General features: G+C 32.1%; 22 protein-coding genes. 4 read left to right on the top strand and 18 right to left on the bottom strand.

All coding sequences use genetic code 11. The annotated features are described in order from the left end of the window. Window positions 1–47: 47 nt before the first annotated feature. Window positions 48–773 carry an NAD(+) synthase gene (gene nadE, locus BLV37_RS09835; protein ID WP_091730717.1) on the bottom strand — a complete coding sequence of 242 codons (726 nt, stop codon included), beginning with the start codon at window positions 771–773 and terminating at the stop codon, window positions 48–50. Window positions 774–835: 62 nt separating this feature from the next. Continuing rightward, a complete protein-coding gene (gene cysK / locus BLV37_RS09830) occupies window positions 836–1,753 on the bottom strand; it encodes a cysteine synthase A (RefSeq protein ID WP_091730715.1) in 918 nt (305 codons plus the stop codon). Between the two features lie 136 nt (window positions 1,754–1,889). Between cysK and BLV37_RS09825 the strand changes: the two genes are divergently transcribed. Both BLV37_RS09825 and BLV37_RS09820 read left to right on the top strand, forming a co-directional pair. Beyond that, window positions 1,890–2,249, top strand: coding sequence for a sulfite exporter TauE/SafE family protein (locus BLV37_RS09825; RefSeq protein WP_091730712.1), 360 nt, complete (start codon window positions 1,890–1,892; stop codon window positions 2,247–2,249). Then, complete coding sequence (locus BLV37_RS09820) at window positions 2,246–2,608, top strand: TSUP family transporter (protein ID WP_091730709.1); 363 nt, start codon at window positions 2,246–2,248, stop codon at window positions 2,606–2,608. Before BLV37_RS09825 ends, BLV37_RS09820 begins: the two co-directional genes overlap by 4 nt. Window positions 2,609–2,619: 11 nt before the next feature. On the opposite strand, the gene BLV37_RS09815 is transcribed toward BLV37_RS09820, so the two are convergent. The 3 genes from BLV37_RS09815 to BLV37_RS09805 form a co-directional block, all read right to left on the bottom strand. Further along, window positions 2,620–3,015 carry a CoA-binding protein gene (locus tag BLV37_RS09815; protein ID WP_091730707.1) on the bottom strand — a complete coding sequence of 132 codons (396 nt, stop codon included), beginning with the start codon at window positions 3,013–3,015 and terminating at the stop codon, window positions 2,620–2,622. A 54-nt stretch (window positions 3,016–3,069) separates the two neighbouring features. Beyond that, window positions 3,070–3,717, bottom strand: coding sequence for a YigZ family protein (locus BLV37_RS09810; RefSeq protein ID WP_091730704.1), 648 nt, complete (start codon window positions 3,715–3,717; stop codon window positions 3,070–3,072). A gap of 76 nt (window positions 3,718–3,793) precedes the next feature. After that, window positions 3,794–4,228 (bottom strand): NUDIX hydrolase, encoded by a 435-nt coding sequence (locus tag BLV37_RS09805; protein ID WP_091730701.1) that lies wholly within the window; start codon window positions 4,226–4,228, stop codon window positions 3,794–3,796. Between the two features lie 180 nt (window positions 4,229–4,408). Between BLV37_RS09805 and BLV37_RS09800 the strand changes: the two genes are divergently transcribed. Continuing rightward, window positions 4,409–4,870, top strand: coding sequence for a DUF3189 family protein (locus BLV37_RS09800; protein WP_091730699.1), 462 nt, complete (start codon window positions 4,409–4,411; stop codon window positions 4,868–4,870). A gap of 37 nt (window positions 4,871–4,907) precedes the next feature. Here BLV37_RS09800 and hflX read toward each other — a convergent pair whose 3' ends face one another. Then, window positions 4,908–6,191 carry a GTPase HflX gene (hflX, locus tag BLV37_RS09795; protein WP_091730697.1) on the bottom strand — a complete coding sequence of 428 codons (1,284 nt, stop codon included), beginning with the start codon at window positions 6,189–6,191 and terminating at the stop codon, window positions 4,908–4,910. A gap of 86 nt (window positions 6,192–6,277) precedes the next feature. Next, window positions 6,278–6,925 carry a sporulation protein YunB gene (gene yunB / locus BLV37_RS09790; RefSeq protein WP_091730694.1) on the bottom strand — a complete coding sequence of 216 codons (648 nt, stop codon included), beginning with the start codon at window positions 6,923–6,925 and terminating at the stop codon, window positions 6,278–6,280. 299 nt (window positions 6,926–7,224) lie between these two features. Between yunB and BLV37_RS09785 the strand changes: the two genes are divergently transcribed. Continuing rightward, entirely contained in the window at window positions 7,225–10,158 is a 2,934-nt protein-coding gene (locus tag BLV37_RS09785; protein ID WP_091730692.1) for a penicillin-binding protein 1A, read from the top strand. 39 nt (window positions 10,159–10,197) lie between these two features. On the opposite strand, the gene spoVAEA is transcribed toward BLV37_RS09785, so the two are convergent. The 11 genes from spoVAEA to BLV37_RS09735 form a co-directional block, all read right to left on the bottom strand. Then, window positions 10,198–10,764, bottom strand: a complete 567-nt coding sequence (gene spoVAEA, locus BLV37_RS09780) for a stage V sporulation protein SpoVABEA (protein ID WP_091730689.1) — start codon at window positions 10,762–10,764, stop codon at window positions 10,198–10,200. Window positions 10,765–10,778: 14 nt separating this feature from the next. After that, the gene (spoVAE, locus tag BLV37_RS09775; protein ID WP_091730686.1) at window positions 10,779–11,135 is read right to left on the bottom strand and encodes a stage V sporulation protein AE; all 357 of its coding nucleotides are present in this window, start codon (window positions 11,133–11,135) and stop codon (window positions 10,779–10,781) included. 12 nt (window positions 11,136–11,147) lie between these two features. Further along, window positions 11,148–12,164: a stage V sporulation protein AD gene (gene spoVAD, locus BLV37_RS09770; RefSeq protein ID WP_091730684.1), complete on the bottom strand. Its 1,017-nt coding sequence runs from the start codon at window positions 12,162–12,164 to the stop codon at window positions 11,148–11,150. A 12-nt stretch (window positions 12,165–12,176) separates the two neighbouring features. Next, window positions 12,177–12,620, bottom strand: coding sequence for a stage V sporulation protein AC (gene spoVAC, locus BLV37_RS09765; protein ID WP_091730681.1), 444 nt, complete (start codon window positions 12,618–12,620; stop codon window positions 12,177–12,179). A gap of 14 nt (window positions 12,621–12,634) precedes the next feature. Then, entirely contained in the window at window positions 12,635–12,781 is a 147-nt protein-coding gene (locus BLV37_RS15075; protein ID WP_176967943.1) for a hypothetical protein, read from the bottom strand. Between the two features lie 23 nt (window positions 12,782–12,804). Continuing rightward, window positions 12,805–13,227 carry a stage V sporulation protein AB gene (locus tag BLV37_RS09760; protein WP_091730680.1) on the bottom strand — a complete coding sequence of 141 codons (423 nt, stop codon included), beginning with the start codon at window positions 13,225–13,227 and terminating at the stop codon, window positions 12,805–12,807. Between the two features lie 20 nt (window positions 13,228–13,247). Then, window positions 13,248–13,865 carry a stage V sporulation protein AA gene (locus BLV37_RS09755; protein ID WP_091730678.1) on the bottom strand — a complete coding sequence of 206 codons (618 nt, stop codon included), beginning with the start codon at window positions 13,863–13,865 and terminating at the stop codon, window positions 13,248–13,250. A gap of 229 nt (window positions 13,866–14,094) precedes the next feature. Further along, window positions 14,095–14,862 carry an RNA polymerase sporulation sigma factor SigF gene (gene sigF, locus BLV37_RS09750; protein WP_091730675.1) on the bottom strand — a complete coding sequence of 256 codons (768 nt, stop codon included), beginning with the start codon at window positions 14,860–14,862 and terminating at the stop codon, window positions 14,095–14,097. A gap of 5 nt (window positions 14,863–14,867) precedes the next feature. Beyond that, on the bottom strand, window positions 14,868–15,305 hold the full coding sequence (gene spoIIAB / locus BLV37_RS09745; protein ID WP_091730673.1) for an anti-sigma F factor: 438 nt from the start codon (window positions 15,303–15,305) through the stop codon (window positions 14,868–14,870). Window positions 15,306–15,321: 16 nt separating this feature from the next. Continuing rightward, window positions 15,322–15,657 carry an anti-sigma F factor antagonist gene (gene spoIIAA / locus BLV37_RS09740; protein ID WP_091730670.1) on the bottom strand — a complete coding sequence of 112 codons (336 nt, stop codon included), beginning with the start codon at window positions 15,655–15,657 and terminating at the stop codon, window positions 15,322–15,324. A 196-nt stretch (window positions 15,658–15,853) separates the two neighbouring features. Next, window positions 15,854–16,708 (bottom strand): Na+/H+ antiporter NhaC family protein, encoded by an 855-nt coding sequence (locus tag BLV37_RS09735; RefSeq protein ID WP_091730667.1) that lies wholly within the window; start codon window positions 16,706–16,708, stop codon window positions 15,854–15,856. Between the last annotated feature and the right edge of the window lie 320 nt (window positions 16,709–17,028).

Raw genomic sequence — 17,028 nt, 5'->3', positions numbered from 1 at the left:
GTAGAACTTTCCTATTCGTAATAAAAAAATAGAGTAAAGTTCACACCTTACTCTTCTCTAATATACATAAGAGGAAATCTTCTTTTATGCTGGCTTCTAATATGCATTTTTTCAATTTTTACTTTTATGCTTTCCTCTGCCTCTCCACTTTTTATATAGCCATCTAGCTCTCTATAGCTAAATCCCATTTCCTTTTCATCCGTTTGATCTTCCCACAGTCCAGCTGTAGGTGGCTTATTTATAATTATATCAGGTATGTTTAAGTAGCTAGCTAATTGGAATACTTCTTCTTTCAAGAGGTCTACCATTGGTAATATATCTACACCGCTATCACCGTGCTTTGTAAAATATCCAACTGTAAATTCACTTTTATTGCTTGTTCCAGCAACTAAATATCTTTTAATTTGAGCAAAGTAGTAAAGAGTAGTCATTCTAAATCTAGGTTTAATATTTGATAGTGCTAAAACATGCTGTGTGTCATCTTTTAATTCATTTAAAAACAAATCGTAAACTTTAGTTAATTCAATGGTTTTAGTATTAAGATTTAAAGCTTTAGCTACTAATCTAGCATGTTCTTCATCCTCAGGATTACTATGACAAGGCATTATAATGCCTAAAGCATCATCTGGGAATGCTTTCTTTGCTAGGCCTGCCATAACTGCAGAATCAATGCCTCCACTAAGTCCAAAAACTAAACCCTTTGATCCTGCTTCTTCAACCTTATCCTTCATCCATTTAATAATATCATCACATAGCTTTTGTATATTGCTCATATATTTACCCTCCAAAGAGTTATCAAAAATAATATAGCATATTTTAGTAAAGTAATCAAACCTTATTCAAATATTCCCGTGCTTAAATATCTTTCTCCACTATCAGGTGCTATAACTACTATTCTTTTTCCTTTACCTAACTCTTTAGCCTTTTTTACAGCTGCAAATATGGCTGCACCTGAGGATATGCCTAATAATAAACCTTCTTTCCTTGCTAGACTCCTAGTCATGTCTATAGCTTCTTCGTCTTTAACCTTCTCTATTTCATCAATTACATTCATATCAAGTACTTCTGGTATAAAACCTGCACCAATACCTTGAATTTTATGAGAACCAGGACCACCTCCTGATAGTACTGGTGAACTATAGGGTTCAACTGCAACTATTTTAATATTTTCTACTTTTTCTTTTAACAGTTTACCTACCCCTGTTACTGTGCCACCAGTACCTACACCAGCAATAAAAACATCTACTTTACCATCAGATTGATTTAATATTTCTATTCCTGTGGTTTCCATGTGCTTTGCAGGATTATGAGGATTTTCAAATTGCTGAGGCATAAAATAATTTTGATTTTTTTGTACTAATTCCTGTGCTTTCTCTATTGCCCCTTTCATTCCTTTTTCACCAGGAGTTAAGATGAGCTGGGCCCCATAAGCCTTAAGTAAGCTCCTTCTTTCCATAGTCATAGTATCTGGCATTATTAAAATGACCTTGTAACCTTTTGAAGCACCTACTATTGATAATCCAATGCCTGTGTTACCGCTTGTAGGCTCAACTATAACAGAGCCTTTTTTTAGTTTACCTTCTGCTTCTGCTTTTTCTATCATACTTAATGCTATCCTATCCTTCACACTACTTCCAGGATTAAAATATTCTAATTTAACAAGCACCTCTGCACAGTTTTCATCCACCACTCTGTTTAATTTTACTATAGGAGTATTTCCTACTAACTCTATAATACTATTTACGACTTTCATAAATGCGCCTCCCTAATTCCTAGTAATCCTATATGTTTTTAAGTATATAAACTTATTTTATCTACGTCAAGTGAATAAGTATAAGCTTTTAGGATAAAGTAATATTTGTATATTAAAATATATTCTAGGTGATTGTATGAATTCAAATAAAATAAAATTATTAGTCATTGGCTTTATTATTGGATTAGTAAATGGACTTTTTGGCTCTGGAGGTGGAACTATTGCTATTCCTGCTTTAATTTTTATCTTAGGCTTAGATCAGCATAAGGCTCATGCTACGGCTATAAGCATTATATTCCCTTTATCTCTTATTAGTACCTTTTTATATTTCAGACATGGAGTTTTGAACTTGAAAATTGCTTTAATAGTGGCTTTAGGTGGTATTATAGGCAGCTATATTGGTGCAAAAAATCTAACAAAAGTTCCTTCTCATATTCTTAGAAAGATTTTTGGTATTTTCATGATAGTTGCTGCTATAAGGATGATTATAATATGAAGCTGTTTTTCATAGGTCTATTATCAGGAATTATAAGTGGAATGGGTATTGGAGGAGGGACTATTTTAATCCCTGGGTTAATAATATTTTCAAAGCTTAGTCAGCATCAAGCTCAAGGTATTAATCTAACAGTATTTTTACCTATTGCATCTGTTGCACTTATTACTCATTATAAAAGGAAAAATATTGATATAAGTACCGCTACACCTATTATTATAACAGGTATAATTGGTGCATTCATTGGTTCTTCTATAGCCATCAAAATATCATCTTTTTTATTAAGAAATATTTTTGCTACATTTTTATTTATAATGGGAGCTTGTGAAATATTTTGGAAAGAAAAAAACAAGTCTCCATGATATGGAGACCTCTATTCGCCTAGTTCTGCTAGAACGCATACATTATAAGCAATATTAAAACCTAATTCCTCTGCTTTTAATACTACTTCTTCATTTGCTGCACCTGGTTGACACCATAAATAATCTATACCTACTTCTTTAGCCTCAGGAAGCCACTCAAGAATAGCAGAAGCAGGTATTACAAAATCAATTACATCTGGCTTATTAGGTATATCCTTTAATGATTTATAGCATTTTTCACCTTCTATTTCTTCATATCTTGGATTAACAGGATAAGCTTCATATCCATGCTCCTGCAACTTTCGCCATACCTTATATCCAAACTTATCTACATTTGGGCTTGCTCCTATTACTGCCCATACTTTCTTTTCAAGCATTATTTTTTTATTTTGCTCACGAATATTCATGTGCTCGCCTCCTCACTTTTTAAACTTATACCCTAAATAATTCTTTATACAACTTTATTTTATTAAATTATTATCTCTTACTGAATAAAATTCTTCATCTAATTCTTCATAAATCATTCTCGAACTCGTCAATTCTGTTATGAGATTTATAAGCCCATTTATTTTATCTGCTTCACATAAAATAACTATATTGACTGCATCATCATATATTACTTCATCAATTAAGTATTCTAGCATTAACAATTCATTTTCTACTTTCCCGTAAAGAGTATAATCTATTCTTACCTTGACTCTTTTAAATAATATTTTGTCAACTATAATACCTGCATCTAGGCCTATTTTAGCACCCTTAGTGTAAGCCCTGACTAAGCCACCAGCACCTAATTTTATCCCGCCAAAATATCTAGTCACTACTACTACCACATTCCTTAAGTCTTCCTTTTTTATAACTTCTAACACAGGAACTCCTGCAGTACCATTTGGTTCCCCATCGTCACTATATCTTTGTATATTATTATTGTCACCGTATACATATGCATAAACATTGTGAGTAGCATCTCTATGCTTAGTCTTTATTTCATTAATAAAGCTTATTGCTTCTTCTTCATTACTAATAGGTTTTGCATATCCAATAAATTTTGATTTGTTAATAATTATCTCATCGCTGCCAAAACTATGTATCGTTCTATATTTTATGTCCACATATATTCCTCCTTTGATTATTCATGTTTAAATTATATCATAAGTAGAAAAAAATAAAGGGTAGAATCATCTACCCTTATGCAAGAATTGTTTCTTTCTCCTTTAGTTTTACGTATTTTCTATATGAAAGACTGACTAAAGATTTGTCCTGGCTATATGTTATCATGTCAATAGCTTCGTCAATGTTATAAAATCCTCCATCTAATATGCCATATTCTTTATTGATTTCATAGCTAGTATCCTTAGAATCCATAATAAACCATGTTATTTCATTGCATACAGGTTGTTGCCTAGAAAAAGAATAAAATTCGTAACTTGTTTCTCCGGCAGTAGATATAATATCTACATCAAGCCCTGCTTCTTCTTTGACACGCTCTATAGCAGTCTCAGAAGCTAAGAAACCATCACGAATTTTACCTTTTGGAAGAACCCATTCATTTTTATCATTTTTCATAATAAAAACCCTATCTTCATGAAAAACTACTCCACCTGCACAACTTCTAAATATCATGGCCATCGCCTCCCTTATTCTTGTTATATTAATGATATAATAGTTTCAAAATTAATTCAATACTTTTCAGAAAATTTCATTAATCTATAACTTTTAATAAGTTAAAGCCTAATTCTTATACTAATAATTATTGCCACTTTGGTTAAAATAATTCTTATTAAATTAGATAGAGGTAAGTTTATGAATATTATATATCATTGTGTTGGAGGTGCTCATTCTTCAGTTCTTGCATCAGCCATCCATTTAGGATTACTCCCAATAGATAGTTCTCCAACTGTAGCAGATATTCTAAGCATTCCATATTTTGATACTCTAGCTAAGCATGAGCAAGGAAGACTCATGCTTAGAGGTATAGATGAGAATGGTAATAAAATATTTACTTTAAGCAGACAGTTCTCCCCTCATTTAGTCCTTCCTGCAATAAAAGATGCATATCAGTTGGGCGGAGGGGATACTAAAGATTTACTGTTTGTTAATGTTTTGCCAGCAGTTAATACAATTATGAAAATTGGAGGATTTTCTTCTAGAAGACTAAATTTAGTAGCCTTTGGAAGACCTATAGTAGCATATGGTTCAATAAGAGCTTTTAATAAGATAGCTCAAATAGTAAACCATACTAAAATCATGATTGATAATAGCTAGTAGTCAAGATTTAATTTTATTATAAAATTAATATTAATTATGCTTGAATAAATCTTTTAAACCTTTCATATTCAATAGAATCAAGAGTTGTAGTAAAGAGTGTTCCTTCCTCTTTATATTCAAAATTTTCAACTTTTGTGCTGTCAAATAAATATGTAGATAAACTACTTTCATTATAAGGAATTAGTAAGTCCACCTTATAGAAACTTTGTGGTAAATTATCTTGAATCATTTGCAATAGAATATCCATATTGTATCCTGTCTGGGCTGATATGCTAACAGTAGGACCTTTAACATCTATTATTAACTCTTTTTCAGCTATGTCAACTTTGTTAAATACAGTTATCATAGGTTTATCTAAAACATCTAAATCCTTAAGTATACTAAGCGTAGTCTTAACCTGAATATCTATATCCTCATTTGTCATATCTACAACATGTAAAAGTAAGTCAGAATATTTTACCTCCTCAAGAGTCCCCTTAAAAGCTTCTATTAGTTTTGTAGGAAGCTTGCTTACAAAACCAACAGTATCTGTTACTAGAAACCCTTGACCATTTGGAAGCACACTTTTTCTAAGAGTTGTGTCTAGTGTTGCAAATAGCATGTCTTGAACAAAAACTTCCTTATCTTTACAATATTCTTCATCTAATTTTATAAGACTATTCAATAATGTAGATTTCCCAGCATTAGTATATCCAACCAGTGCAACTATTGGTATCTCTGAGTTTTGTCTTCTTTTTCTCTTTACCATTCTTACATTCTCTATTTCTTTTAACTCTTTTTCAATATCATTAATACGTCTAGAAATATGTCTTCTATCTGTTTCAAGCTTTTGCTCGCCGGGACCTCTTGTACCAATGCCTCCACCTGTTCTAGAAAGTTGGTTACCTAGTCCAATTAATCTTGGTAATCTGTACTTTAGCTGAGCAAGCTCAACTTGTAACTTGCCTTCTTTGCTAGTAGCTCTTTTTGCAAAAATATCTAAAATAAGATTTGTTCTATCTATTATTTTCCTATTTAATACTTCCTCAAGATTTCTAATTTGTGCTCCTGTAAGTTCATTATTAAATACTACAGTATCAATATCTAATTCATCACAGTATAATGCCACCTCTTGAGCCTTTCCTTTTCCAATATAATAAGTAGAATCTACCCTATCTTTATTTTGAATAACATCACTTATTACTACACCTCCCGCAGCAAAAACCAGCTCTTTTAACTCTTTCATAGAACTTGTAATGTCTATATCTGTTTCTCTGTCAGTATCTAATCCAACAATAAGTACTCTTTCTTCTTTATCATTTTTTTGAATATCGTACATTTTTTCACCTCAATAATTAGTCGTATATACCAAGTTTATCATATAACATCATAAACTAAAAACAATATATATTGCATTTGGATAGTTTATTTTACAATTTTTAAAATATCTTTTTCTGGTACAAAAATATAACTGTCTGGTACATCCCCAACTATTATAGTTTCTGCAACAGGTATATTAGTTACTATTCTAACAACATCAGAAGCTAAAGGAACTATTACTCTCACATCTGTAACTATAATTAAATATACCTTATGTATAGTTTGATTAATTCCAGACTCAATAAACTCTGTAGTAAAATCAACAGTAACTGTCCCTTGTGGCACTATAGTTAAATTAATATCAGGTCCTTGAAGCAAATTAGAATTTAAAGCATTTCCAAGAGGTATTTTAATTTGTTTAGTAGATATTTTTCTTATATTCTCCTGAACCTCTAGGGCTACATCCGAGGCAATGCTATTCATCATAATAGTATTTGCCTGCATCATAGTAACCTTTCCATCCTTGTCATAATTTACAAATATTAAATCTTTATATTTAATATCATCCTTTATTTTGTTTTTTACTGCTTCATTTATGGCTTGGGTTGCAGTTTTCCTGGCTTGAACCTCTGATATTGCTAGCACTGTAGGTTTTATATTTCTGTCTACAACTATAAAACCATATAAAGATAAAACTATGAAAATTACTATGATAACAAATACTTTCTTTCTTTTACTTCTCTTCTTCCTCAAAAAAAACACCCCTTTTATAATATATGTCAATATTTTTAAATGTTTAAAGCAATTATTTATTATCGTATTTTATGCTTATCAAATTTCTTTGCAATAAGGAATGAAAATCACCAAAATATGGCATACTTTAATATAATTCAAGAACATCTGTAATTTATATGATTTATACTTATTTTTATATCCACTTTTAGAACATGTATTCGTATTTTTTCTAATTTTATTAACAAACAAATATTAATGTGGTATAATTTCTATAATATAGGGCTCATTTATTAACCTATATATTAAGGAGGTAAGTTATGACACAAGAAAATACAGGCAAAAAAAAGAAAACGAAAAAAAATAAAAACAAAAATAGAGTATTGAGCGTTTTAAGATTTATTATATTATTTATTTTAATAGCTGGCTTTATAGCTGCTGGAATTGTAGGTGGATATGTTTTAGCTATCATAAAAACAGCACCTGAAATTGACCCTACTAATATTAATGATTTTCTAAACCAGAACTCCTATATTCTAGACCAGGAGGGAAATATTATTGAAAAAGTACTTGCAGTAGAAAATCGAACTTCTGTATCTCTAGATCAAATACCTGAAAACCTTCAATATGCTTTTATTTCAATAGAAGATGAAAGGTTTATAGATCATATAGGAGTTGACTTTAGAGGTATTCTAGGTGCTCTAGTTGAAGATATTAAAACAAGATCTGCTGCTAGAGGTGCAAGTACAATTACTCAGCAATTGGCTAGAAATATGTATTTATCAAGCGAAAAAAAACTAGAACGTAAAATTAAAGAAGCTTATTTAGCTATACAGATTGAAAAGCAGCTTACAAAAGATCAAATTCTTGAAGCCTATCTGAATAGAATATACCTTGGTCAAGGTGCTTATGGTGTTCAGGAAGCTGCTCAAACCTACTTTTCAAAGGATGTAGGAGAGCTTTCTATAGCAGAATGTGCGGCTATAGCTGGTATTACTCAAAGTCCTCATAGACTTCCTTTGTATAAGCTTTACTATCCAGATGATGTAGATGACAATGATGTTGTAGTAGGACAGGTAGATGTATTAGGCACTAGATATACAGCTGTATTTAACCCAGAGCCTATTGAAAGACAAAAAGTAGTTTTGAGAAAGATGTATGATTTAGGTCATATTACAGAAGAAGAATATGAGGCTGCAAAAAAAGAAGATATACAAAGCAATATTAAGCCTGGTAAAAGAGAATTGATGGGCATTACCTCTTACTTTGCAGATTATGTTAAAACACAGGTATTAAATGATTTAGTAGAAGTATTAGGATATTCAAAAGAAGATGCAGAAAAAGAGCTTTATACAGGTGGGCTTAAAATATATTCAACTATGGATTTAAGTATCCAACAAAAAGTTGAAGCTGCTTACGAAAATTTTGGTGGAATACTCTTTAAAGGCGATATTGACAAGGTGAAGGGACCTATTATTGTTGATTGGTCAGCAGATAAAAATGGGAATATTATTGGTGACGATAAAAAGATAGTTCTTTATAAAGAATCAAATTTGATTGATGAAAACGGTAATCTTATTATTGATGCTGGAACTTATAGCATAACAGAAGAAGGTAATCTTGTTATTAAAAATAAAAAACTTAATATATATCCAAAGACAATAGATATTGAGGATTATTATACAATAGATGAAGGAAAAAACCTAGTTAAACATGTAGTAGGTTCATTAGCACTCATTAAAGAGAACTATAGTGTAAGTGATAATAAGGAGCTAATTATAAATAGTTCTTATTTAAAAGACACCAAAGACTTTTATACTGTCAATGATAATGGAACGCTTTTAATAAACCCTAAATATTTCCAAAATAACGACAAGATTGGAGTCGTTCAGCCTCAATCTGCAACAGTAATTATGGATTATAGAACAGGAGAAATCAAAGCCTTAGTAGGTGGAAGGGATATAGAAGGAAGTAGACTTTTTAATAGAGCTCTTTCTCAAAGACAGCCAGGTTCTGTTATAAAGCCTATAGCCGTTTATCTTCCTGCCCTAGATAATGGATTTACTGCAGCAGATATTATTGATGATATACCTCATTATGATCACACTGGAACCCTTTGGCCTAAAAACTGGTATACAGGCTATCGTGGTTTAATGACATTAAGAGAATCTGTAGAGCAATCAGTAAATGTTAGCTCTGTAAAGATGCTGAGTAATATTGGTATAGATGTATCTAAAGAATATCTTGGGAGAATAGGCATAATAAAAGAAAGTGGAAAAGATAGTTTTGTTACAAGAGAAGAAAATAGATCTACTAATGACGAAAATCTATCAGCCTTAGGTCTAGGCGGAATGACTAGGGGACTTACTCCTATGGAGGTCACAGCTGCCTTTGGTGCAATTGCTAATAATGGATTATATGTAGAACCCATAGCTTATACAAAGGTATTAGATAGATATGACAATGTCATATTAGAAAGCAAACCTCAAAAAGTAAAGGTTGCCTCTACGGAAGCCTCATATATTATGTCAGATATATTGAAATCAACTGTTTCATCAGGCTTGGCTGGAAGAGCAAAACTAAGAAATAACCTTCCTATCCCTGTGGCAGGTAAAACTGGTACTACTCAAGATAAAGGAGATGTTTGGTTTGCAGGATATACACCATATTATGTAGCTGGTGTTTGGATAGGAAATGATTCTCCTCAGATTAAAATGACTACTGGTAGCTCAATGGCTTCAGAGTTTTGGTCATACATTATGACGGAGGTTCACGAGGGTTATGAGTCAAAAAACTTTAGTGTGCCTGAAAATATAATAACTAGACAGATTTGTAAGGTCTCAGGTAAGCTTGCAACAGATCTTTGCTCACATGATCCTAGGGGTAATAAAGTAAGAAATGAAATTTTTATTAAGGGTACTGAACCAACTGAAGAATGTGATGCACATGTAGAAGCATCTATTGATACTTCTAACGGTAAATTAGCTACAGAGTATTGTCCAACAGAGTTAATCCAAAGTAGAGTATTTATTAAGCGTGATCCTCCATATAACCCAGAAGAGCATAATGGCATTACTCCAAGTGATTATGAATTTACTCTTCCTACAGAAGAATGCGATGAGCATACTGAGCAAGTGTTACAAGAAGATGAGGATTGGTGGTTTAACTGGTTTGACTACTGGTTTAATAATGAAAACAGCAATAGCAATGGAAATAATAACGAAAACACTGACTCAAATTCTGATGGAGATTAATTGAGTAATATTTATATAACTAGAGCTCTGAATAGAGCTCTAGTTATTTTCATTTTTTGACTCTTTACTTATTATTTCTTTTAATGCCTTTGTTATTATTGGCGCTCCTTTAGTATGCCTATCGACTCCGTTAATTTTACCTATATCACCTATTCCAATAATTATTGGCACTGAAAAGCTATTAAGAACATCTACTGTATCTCCATACAATATTTTAGTATTAGTTTCATATCCATTTTTGTCTACTGCATTATGGACTACTTTTCCTGTATGGTCAATTGAATAACTAACTTCCACACCTTTTACACTCTCAGTGTTTGAAGCTACAGCAATTACTCCAAGTACTTCCATCTCTGGATGCCCAAGTAAATAGGCTAAAGCCTTTTCTCCTTCTCCAAATTGTGGATTTCCTATATCATCTACCATAACTAATACAGGGTCATACTTTGCTTCAAATATTAAACTAGCTATTTCTTCACCACTTATTGGAGTAGGATTTCCAGCCGATCTAGAAATACATCTTCCTCCAATGTTCTTTGCAGCTCTTTCAATTGCTTTTTTTGCAACTACATCACCGTCAGTAATTAATATTATCCTTCTTTTCATGTTTTTACCCCTCTTTACTGCTTTGTCTTAGGTGTAAAAATGACAGCCATTATATAACCAAAAAATACTGCTGCAGCAACACCTCCAGCAGTTGCGTTTATTCCTCCTGTAAATGCACCTATAATACCATCCTTTTGTACTTGCTCTATTGCTCCTTTAGCTAGTGCATAACCAAAGCCAGGTAACGGCACTGTAGCTCCAGCGCCACCAAAATTGACTATAGGCTCGTATATTCCTATAGCTGTAAGTATGGCTCCAGACGTTACAAATAATACAAGAACATGTGCAGGAGTAAGCTTTGTAGTGTCCATTATTATTTGTCCAACTACACATATTGTACCTCCTACTATGAAAGCTCTTATAAAATCCATAAAAATCCTCCTCTATTTTTCACTACTAATAGTAACTGCATGTGCAATTCCAGGTATAGATTCCCCTTGCTGTATTATAGTTGGTGAGAGAAGGGCCCCAGTAGAAACCAACATTATTCTTCTATACTTACCTGATTTTAAAGCTTTATATAGATATCCTGTGAAAACAACAGCAGAACATCCGCATCCACTTCCACCAGCATGGGTATCTTGTCTTTCTGAATCAAATATTTCTATTCCACAATCCATGAATATTTCTGATACATCATATCCTTCCTTAGCTATTAGCTCCTCTGCTATCTCCTTTCCTACTGTAGCTAAATCACCTGTTATTATCATGTCATAGTTTTCTGGTTTAAGACCTGTATCTCTGAAATGTTGGACTATAGTATCTGCAGCTGCTGGAGCCATAGCTGGTCCCATATTATTTGCATTACTTATCCCAGGATCTATAATTCTTCCTGTGGTAATATGGGTTATATAAGGACCATTTCCTGAAGAGGAAAGTACCGAAGCACCTGCTCCTGTGACTGTCCATTGAGCTGTGAGAGGTCTTTGATTCCCATGCTCAAGTGGAAATCTATACTGCCTTTCCGCCGTACTAAAATGACTTGATGTAACACATACAACATTATCTGCAAACCCTCCATCTATAGCTATAGCACCTAAACTTAAAGATTCAGTCTTTGTAGAACATGCTCCATATAAACCAAAGAAAGGAATCTTTAATTGTCTCGCTGCATAGGATGAGGATATTATTTGATTTAGCAAATCTCCAGAAAACAAATAATCTACTTGTGATGGTACCATTTTTGCCTTTGATAAGGCTAATTTAACTGCCTCCTGCTGTATTTTAGACTCGCATTTTTCCCAACTATCTTCTCCCCACAGATCATCATCTAGTATAAGATCAAAATAATCCTTTAAAGGTCCATCTCCTTCTTTTGGACCAACTATTGAAGCTGTAGATATTATAGATGGTGGATTTTCTAGCACTACTGTTTGTTTCCCTAATTTTTTCTGTGCCAAAATATTACCTCCCTATTTCTTAAGTAGCAAATAAATAATACCTATAATTATTGAGCTTCCATATCCATAAACTAGCACTGGTCCTGCTATAATAAACATTTTAGATGCTACTCCAAGTACAAAGCCTTCTCTCTTATACTCCATTGCTGGAGATACTATGGCATTAGCAAAGCCTGTTATAGGAACTATGGATCCTGCCCCTGCCTTTTTACCAAGTCTATCGTATAATCCTAAGCCAGTTAAGAATGAGCCTATAAATACTAATACTATAGCAGTTGCTGCAGAAACACTTTTCTTATCTAATCCAGCACTTTTAAAATAGCTAGTTATAAGCTGTCCTATATCACTAATTAATCCTCCCACAATAAAAGCCCATATACAATTTCTTAAATAATTTGGTTTAGGCATTTTCTTTTTCACATATTCATAATAGTCTTTTTTATTTATGTTATCCATCAAACCACCTGCCTTTATCTAATATCATTTGTTTTTTGCTTCAATTGGATGTTATTTATATCATCATAGGGATGATAGTAGTTTTCCCTATACCGATTTTTTTGATTTGTATTGTTTTCATTTATGTTCTCTATTTTGAAATCTTTATATCTAATTTTCATAAAAGTCATCGCCTTTTTCTAAATTAATGTTTATTAATAATATCCCAACTTAAGAAAGATCCTATTATTTTTCCTAAAGCAACTGCTATGAGTACAGCTATAATATATTTTTCAATACTAACTCTTCTAAATAATACAGGCATAACATTTAGTACTTCAGCTAAAGCAGATGCCAATAGTCCAACAAAAGCCCCTAGTGTAAAGCCTATAAGTACAATAAATATTTTATAATTAATGCCTATACTCCATCCTAATAAAGCTCCTAAGGAAGTAACAGTCATTGATATAGATATTGTAATCTCATATATCCCTATTTTATCTGATGTGTTACTAACCTGTGATAGTCTAGGTATGATATCAAGAAGAGTCACAAATGCTGCAGCTGCTGTACCAACCAGCATTCCTCCTGATAAAGCAAGTACACACATGAATAACTGTTTTATCATCTAATCACCACCATACATGGCTAATTGTGCTTAGTACTATCTAATATAAAGTCATCCATGTTTTTTTCATACAAAAACATTTCCATCTCAAGTGGGCTAGGCTCTTTTTTCCACTTCTTTTGAAATATATGATTAAAGAACACAGACATTCCTGCACCAATACCTAGTGAATAAGGTATTAGTAGTATTAGAGGCTTATGATTTTCTTCACCAGTTAACATATGATAAACTATCTGAAGAGATTCTCCCATATTAACATCAGCATGAAAATTGATTATTGCTAAACCTGCCCCCAAGAATAGTATAAAGCAAACTAAAATTGTTTTGATTATGGTGAAAATTGTTCTTTCATCCTTTTCCTTCTGAATATTGACTAATATTTCAGTGTTGCCTATTAATCTTAAATCTATATTTTGGTCATATTTATGTATCACATTTATTATCTTTAATGCTGGTATAACATCATTTATTTTGTTATGGGGCATATGGTGTACTTTAAGCTCCATTATCTCATTTTCTTTTTTGCTATCAGTACTAAATACAGAAGCAATATGTTTAATCCTTACCTCCTGATTTGGTGCCATTGTAATTTTAGGCTCTGTCTGTATAAATACCTTTGTAGTATTGATAATAATCAACTCCCTTATTCTCCAAACAAAATACTAATTTTGCCTTTTTGGGTTCCTCTTTTGAAGAATTATAATTTTGATAACATAAATAACTAACAAAAAGTATTGCAAATATTATGAAACAAAACCCAATTAGTTTTCCTATTTTAACTTTCATATAATCAACTCCGTTTAGCTTCATAGACTTATTATGTGCTAAATTGATTATTTAATGCAAAAAAATAAAGGCATGAATTTATCATACCTTCGTTAGCATATTTTTCATATCTTGGAGCACCCTTTTTTCTATTCTGGAAACTTGGACCTGAGAAATCCCCAGCATATTTGCTATTTCTGTTTGAGTTTTGTCCTTAAAATATCTCATAATAATTATTTGTCTATCCCTAGGCTTTAAGCCACCTAAGATTTGTTTTAAGGTTAGTTTATCTAAAACCTCCACGTCTTCATTTTCACTTGTCATTATCCTATCAATTAAATGTATGGGAGAGCCATCATTTTGATGAACCACATCATATAAATAATCAGGATGAGTATTTGAATCTAAAGCCATTACAATTTCTTCTTTATCTACGCAAATCTCATCGGATATTTCTTGAATATTTGGTTCTCTTCCTAACTCCTTTGATAGTTTTTCTTTTGCAATATTAACCTTCATAGCAGTCTGCTTTAGAGATCTACTAACTTTTATTATACCATCATCTCTTAAAAATCTTTTTATTTCTCCAATAATCATAGGAACTGCATATGTAGAAAATTTTACATCATAATTTACATCGAATTTTTGAATAGCCTTTAATAATCCAATACAACCTAATTGGAATAAATCTTCAGGCTCTTGTCCTCGATTTAAAAATCTTTTCAATACACTTTTTACTAGACCAAGATTGTGGTTTACTAATAAGGTCTGTGCATCTTCATCTCCTTGCTGAGCCTTATTTATTAAATCTATTGTTTCGGAGTGACTTAATAAACCATAGTTGTTTTTTTTGATAGAGCTTGTACCCATACCATCTACTCCCTGGTAGTTACACTTTTAAAAATTTTCATCATCCTGACTTTAGTTCCCTTATTTATCTCTGAAATAATATGAAGTTCATCCATAAAGGTTTCCATGACAGTAAATCCCATTCCTGAGCGTTCAAGCTCAGGTCTTGATGTGTAAAATGGCTCTATAGCTCTATTGATATCTTCAATTCCTACTCCTTCATCTTCAACTATGATTTCTATTTTGTTCCCTTCTATTTTACATTCGATAACTACCTTCCCGTTTCTATTTTCATATCCATGAATTATAGCATTTGTTACAGCCTCAGAAACAGCAGTCTTTATATCAGATATTTCTTCAATTGTTGGGTCTAGCTGAGAAGCAAAAGCTGCCACGACAACTCTAGCAAAAGATTCGTTCTGGGATTTGCTAGGAAATTCTAATCTCATACTATTTTGTGTCATATAAATATCACTCCTTTTAGAAATTTTTAGGAATATCTTCTAAGCTATTATGCAATTGAACAATCTTCAATATTCCTGACATCTTAAGAATTTTTTCAACCCTCTGAGATACATTTACTATATATAATTTGCCTCCATTGTCTGATACATTTTTGTATCTGCCCATTATTAGCCCTATACCAGAACTATCCATAAAATTCAAACTTTTTAAATCTAAAACAATATTTCTCATCCTTTTTTCAAAATATAATTTGTCTATCTCCTTTCTTGTTTCTTCTGCTGAATGATGATCAAGTTCACCATTAAAATTTACAATAAGAGTTTTATCCCTAGTACTAAGTGAAATTTTCAAAACTATCTCCTCCTCTATTCAGCCAATAACTTTAATGAATTATTCTCTAAAAGAATCACATATTCCTTCAATGAAATATGTCTTGTTTTGTTAATTATTGTGTAATCTTAAAATATTTCCTGTATTTTAAATTTGGTTTTTACAAAAAAAAGAGCCATTTCATAGAATGGCCCTATTTCAGATTTTTATATAGACTCTATGCCTTGTTTGCTTTTGCTTTTTTTATTTTTTTCTCTCCACTTTTTAGTACTTCTTCCTTAACGCTCTTTCCAAAGAAATATACTATTGCAACAGTGAGAGCAGCACCTATAATTAAAGTAAGAAATACATTAAGTTTAAATATTCCAACTAAAACATAACAAAACATGGCTATACCGGCACCTAATAATGCATATGGTGCTTGAGTTTTTACATGGTCCATATGATCTGCAGCAGCAGCCATTGATGACATAATTGTAGTGTCAGATATTGGTGAGCAGTGATCTCCGAAAATACCTCCTGACAATACAGAACTCATTGTAACTATAATAAAAGAAGGATCAGCTACACCATTTAAAACATAGCTATTTGCTAATGGCACTGCCAATGGTATTACAATAGCCATTGTTCCCCAGGAAGTTCCAGTAGAGAAAGATACTAAACAGGAAATTAAAAATACTATTATTGGTAATATACCTGCTGGAATATTTCCCGAAACTACTTTAACTAGGAAATCTGCAGTACCTACATCACTAGTTATACGACCTAATGACCAAGCCAAAATCAGAATAATAGCTGTTATGACTAAAGATTTAGCTCCATCAACCCAAGCATCAAAGGCTTCACTTAATGTTAATATTTTTTGAGATATTGCAAGAACAATTGCTACTATACTGGCAGTTATAGCTCCCCAAATAAGAACTACGCTGGCATCAGCATATCCAAAACACTCTCTTATTCCTTCCCAAGTAAATGGTTTTACTGATAAACCATCCCCTACAGCTGCTAGGTATCCATTATACCATAATCCTGCAAAAGCTACTAAGACTAATGTCAATATAGATCGTGTCAATAATTTGTAGGAAAATAATAATTATACTTTCCCCTTGTTTGATGTAGCCTGTAATTATCTCATTTCAAAGCTCTTAACTTTATTTGATAATATTTAGGCTCTATAAATAAACTATATGATTTTATAGTTGATTCTGGTTATTATAGATTTAACTTCCACATTATTGATTTTAAGAGATGTTTAAATCTATCTTAGGCACCCCTCATTGTTCTTAATATTTGTCTTTGCCAGCTCCTTCTTCCATCACTTATGTATGGGATGTTATCTAGACTTTCTGGTATTGAGCTTCTTAATTTTTTCTTAACTAGTCTTTTTTCTAA

It is taken from the genome of Proteiniborus ethanoligenes (assembly GCF_900107485.1).
GTDB lineage: Bacteria > Bacillota > Clostridia > Tissierellales > Proteiniboraceae > Proteiniborus > Proteiniborus ethanoligenes.
The sequence above is the reverse complement of the archived record's forward strand: the minus strand, read 5'-3'. Positions and strand labels throughout refer to the sequence as shown.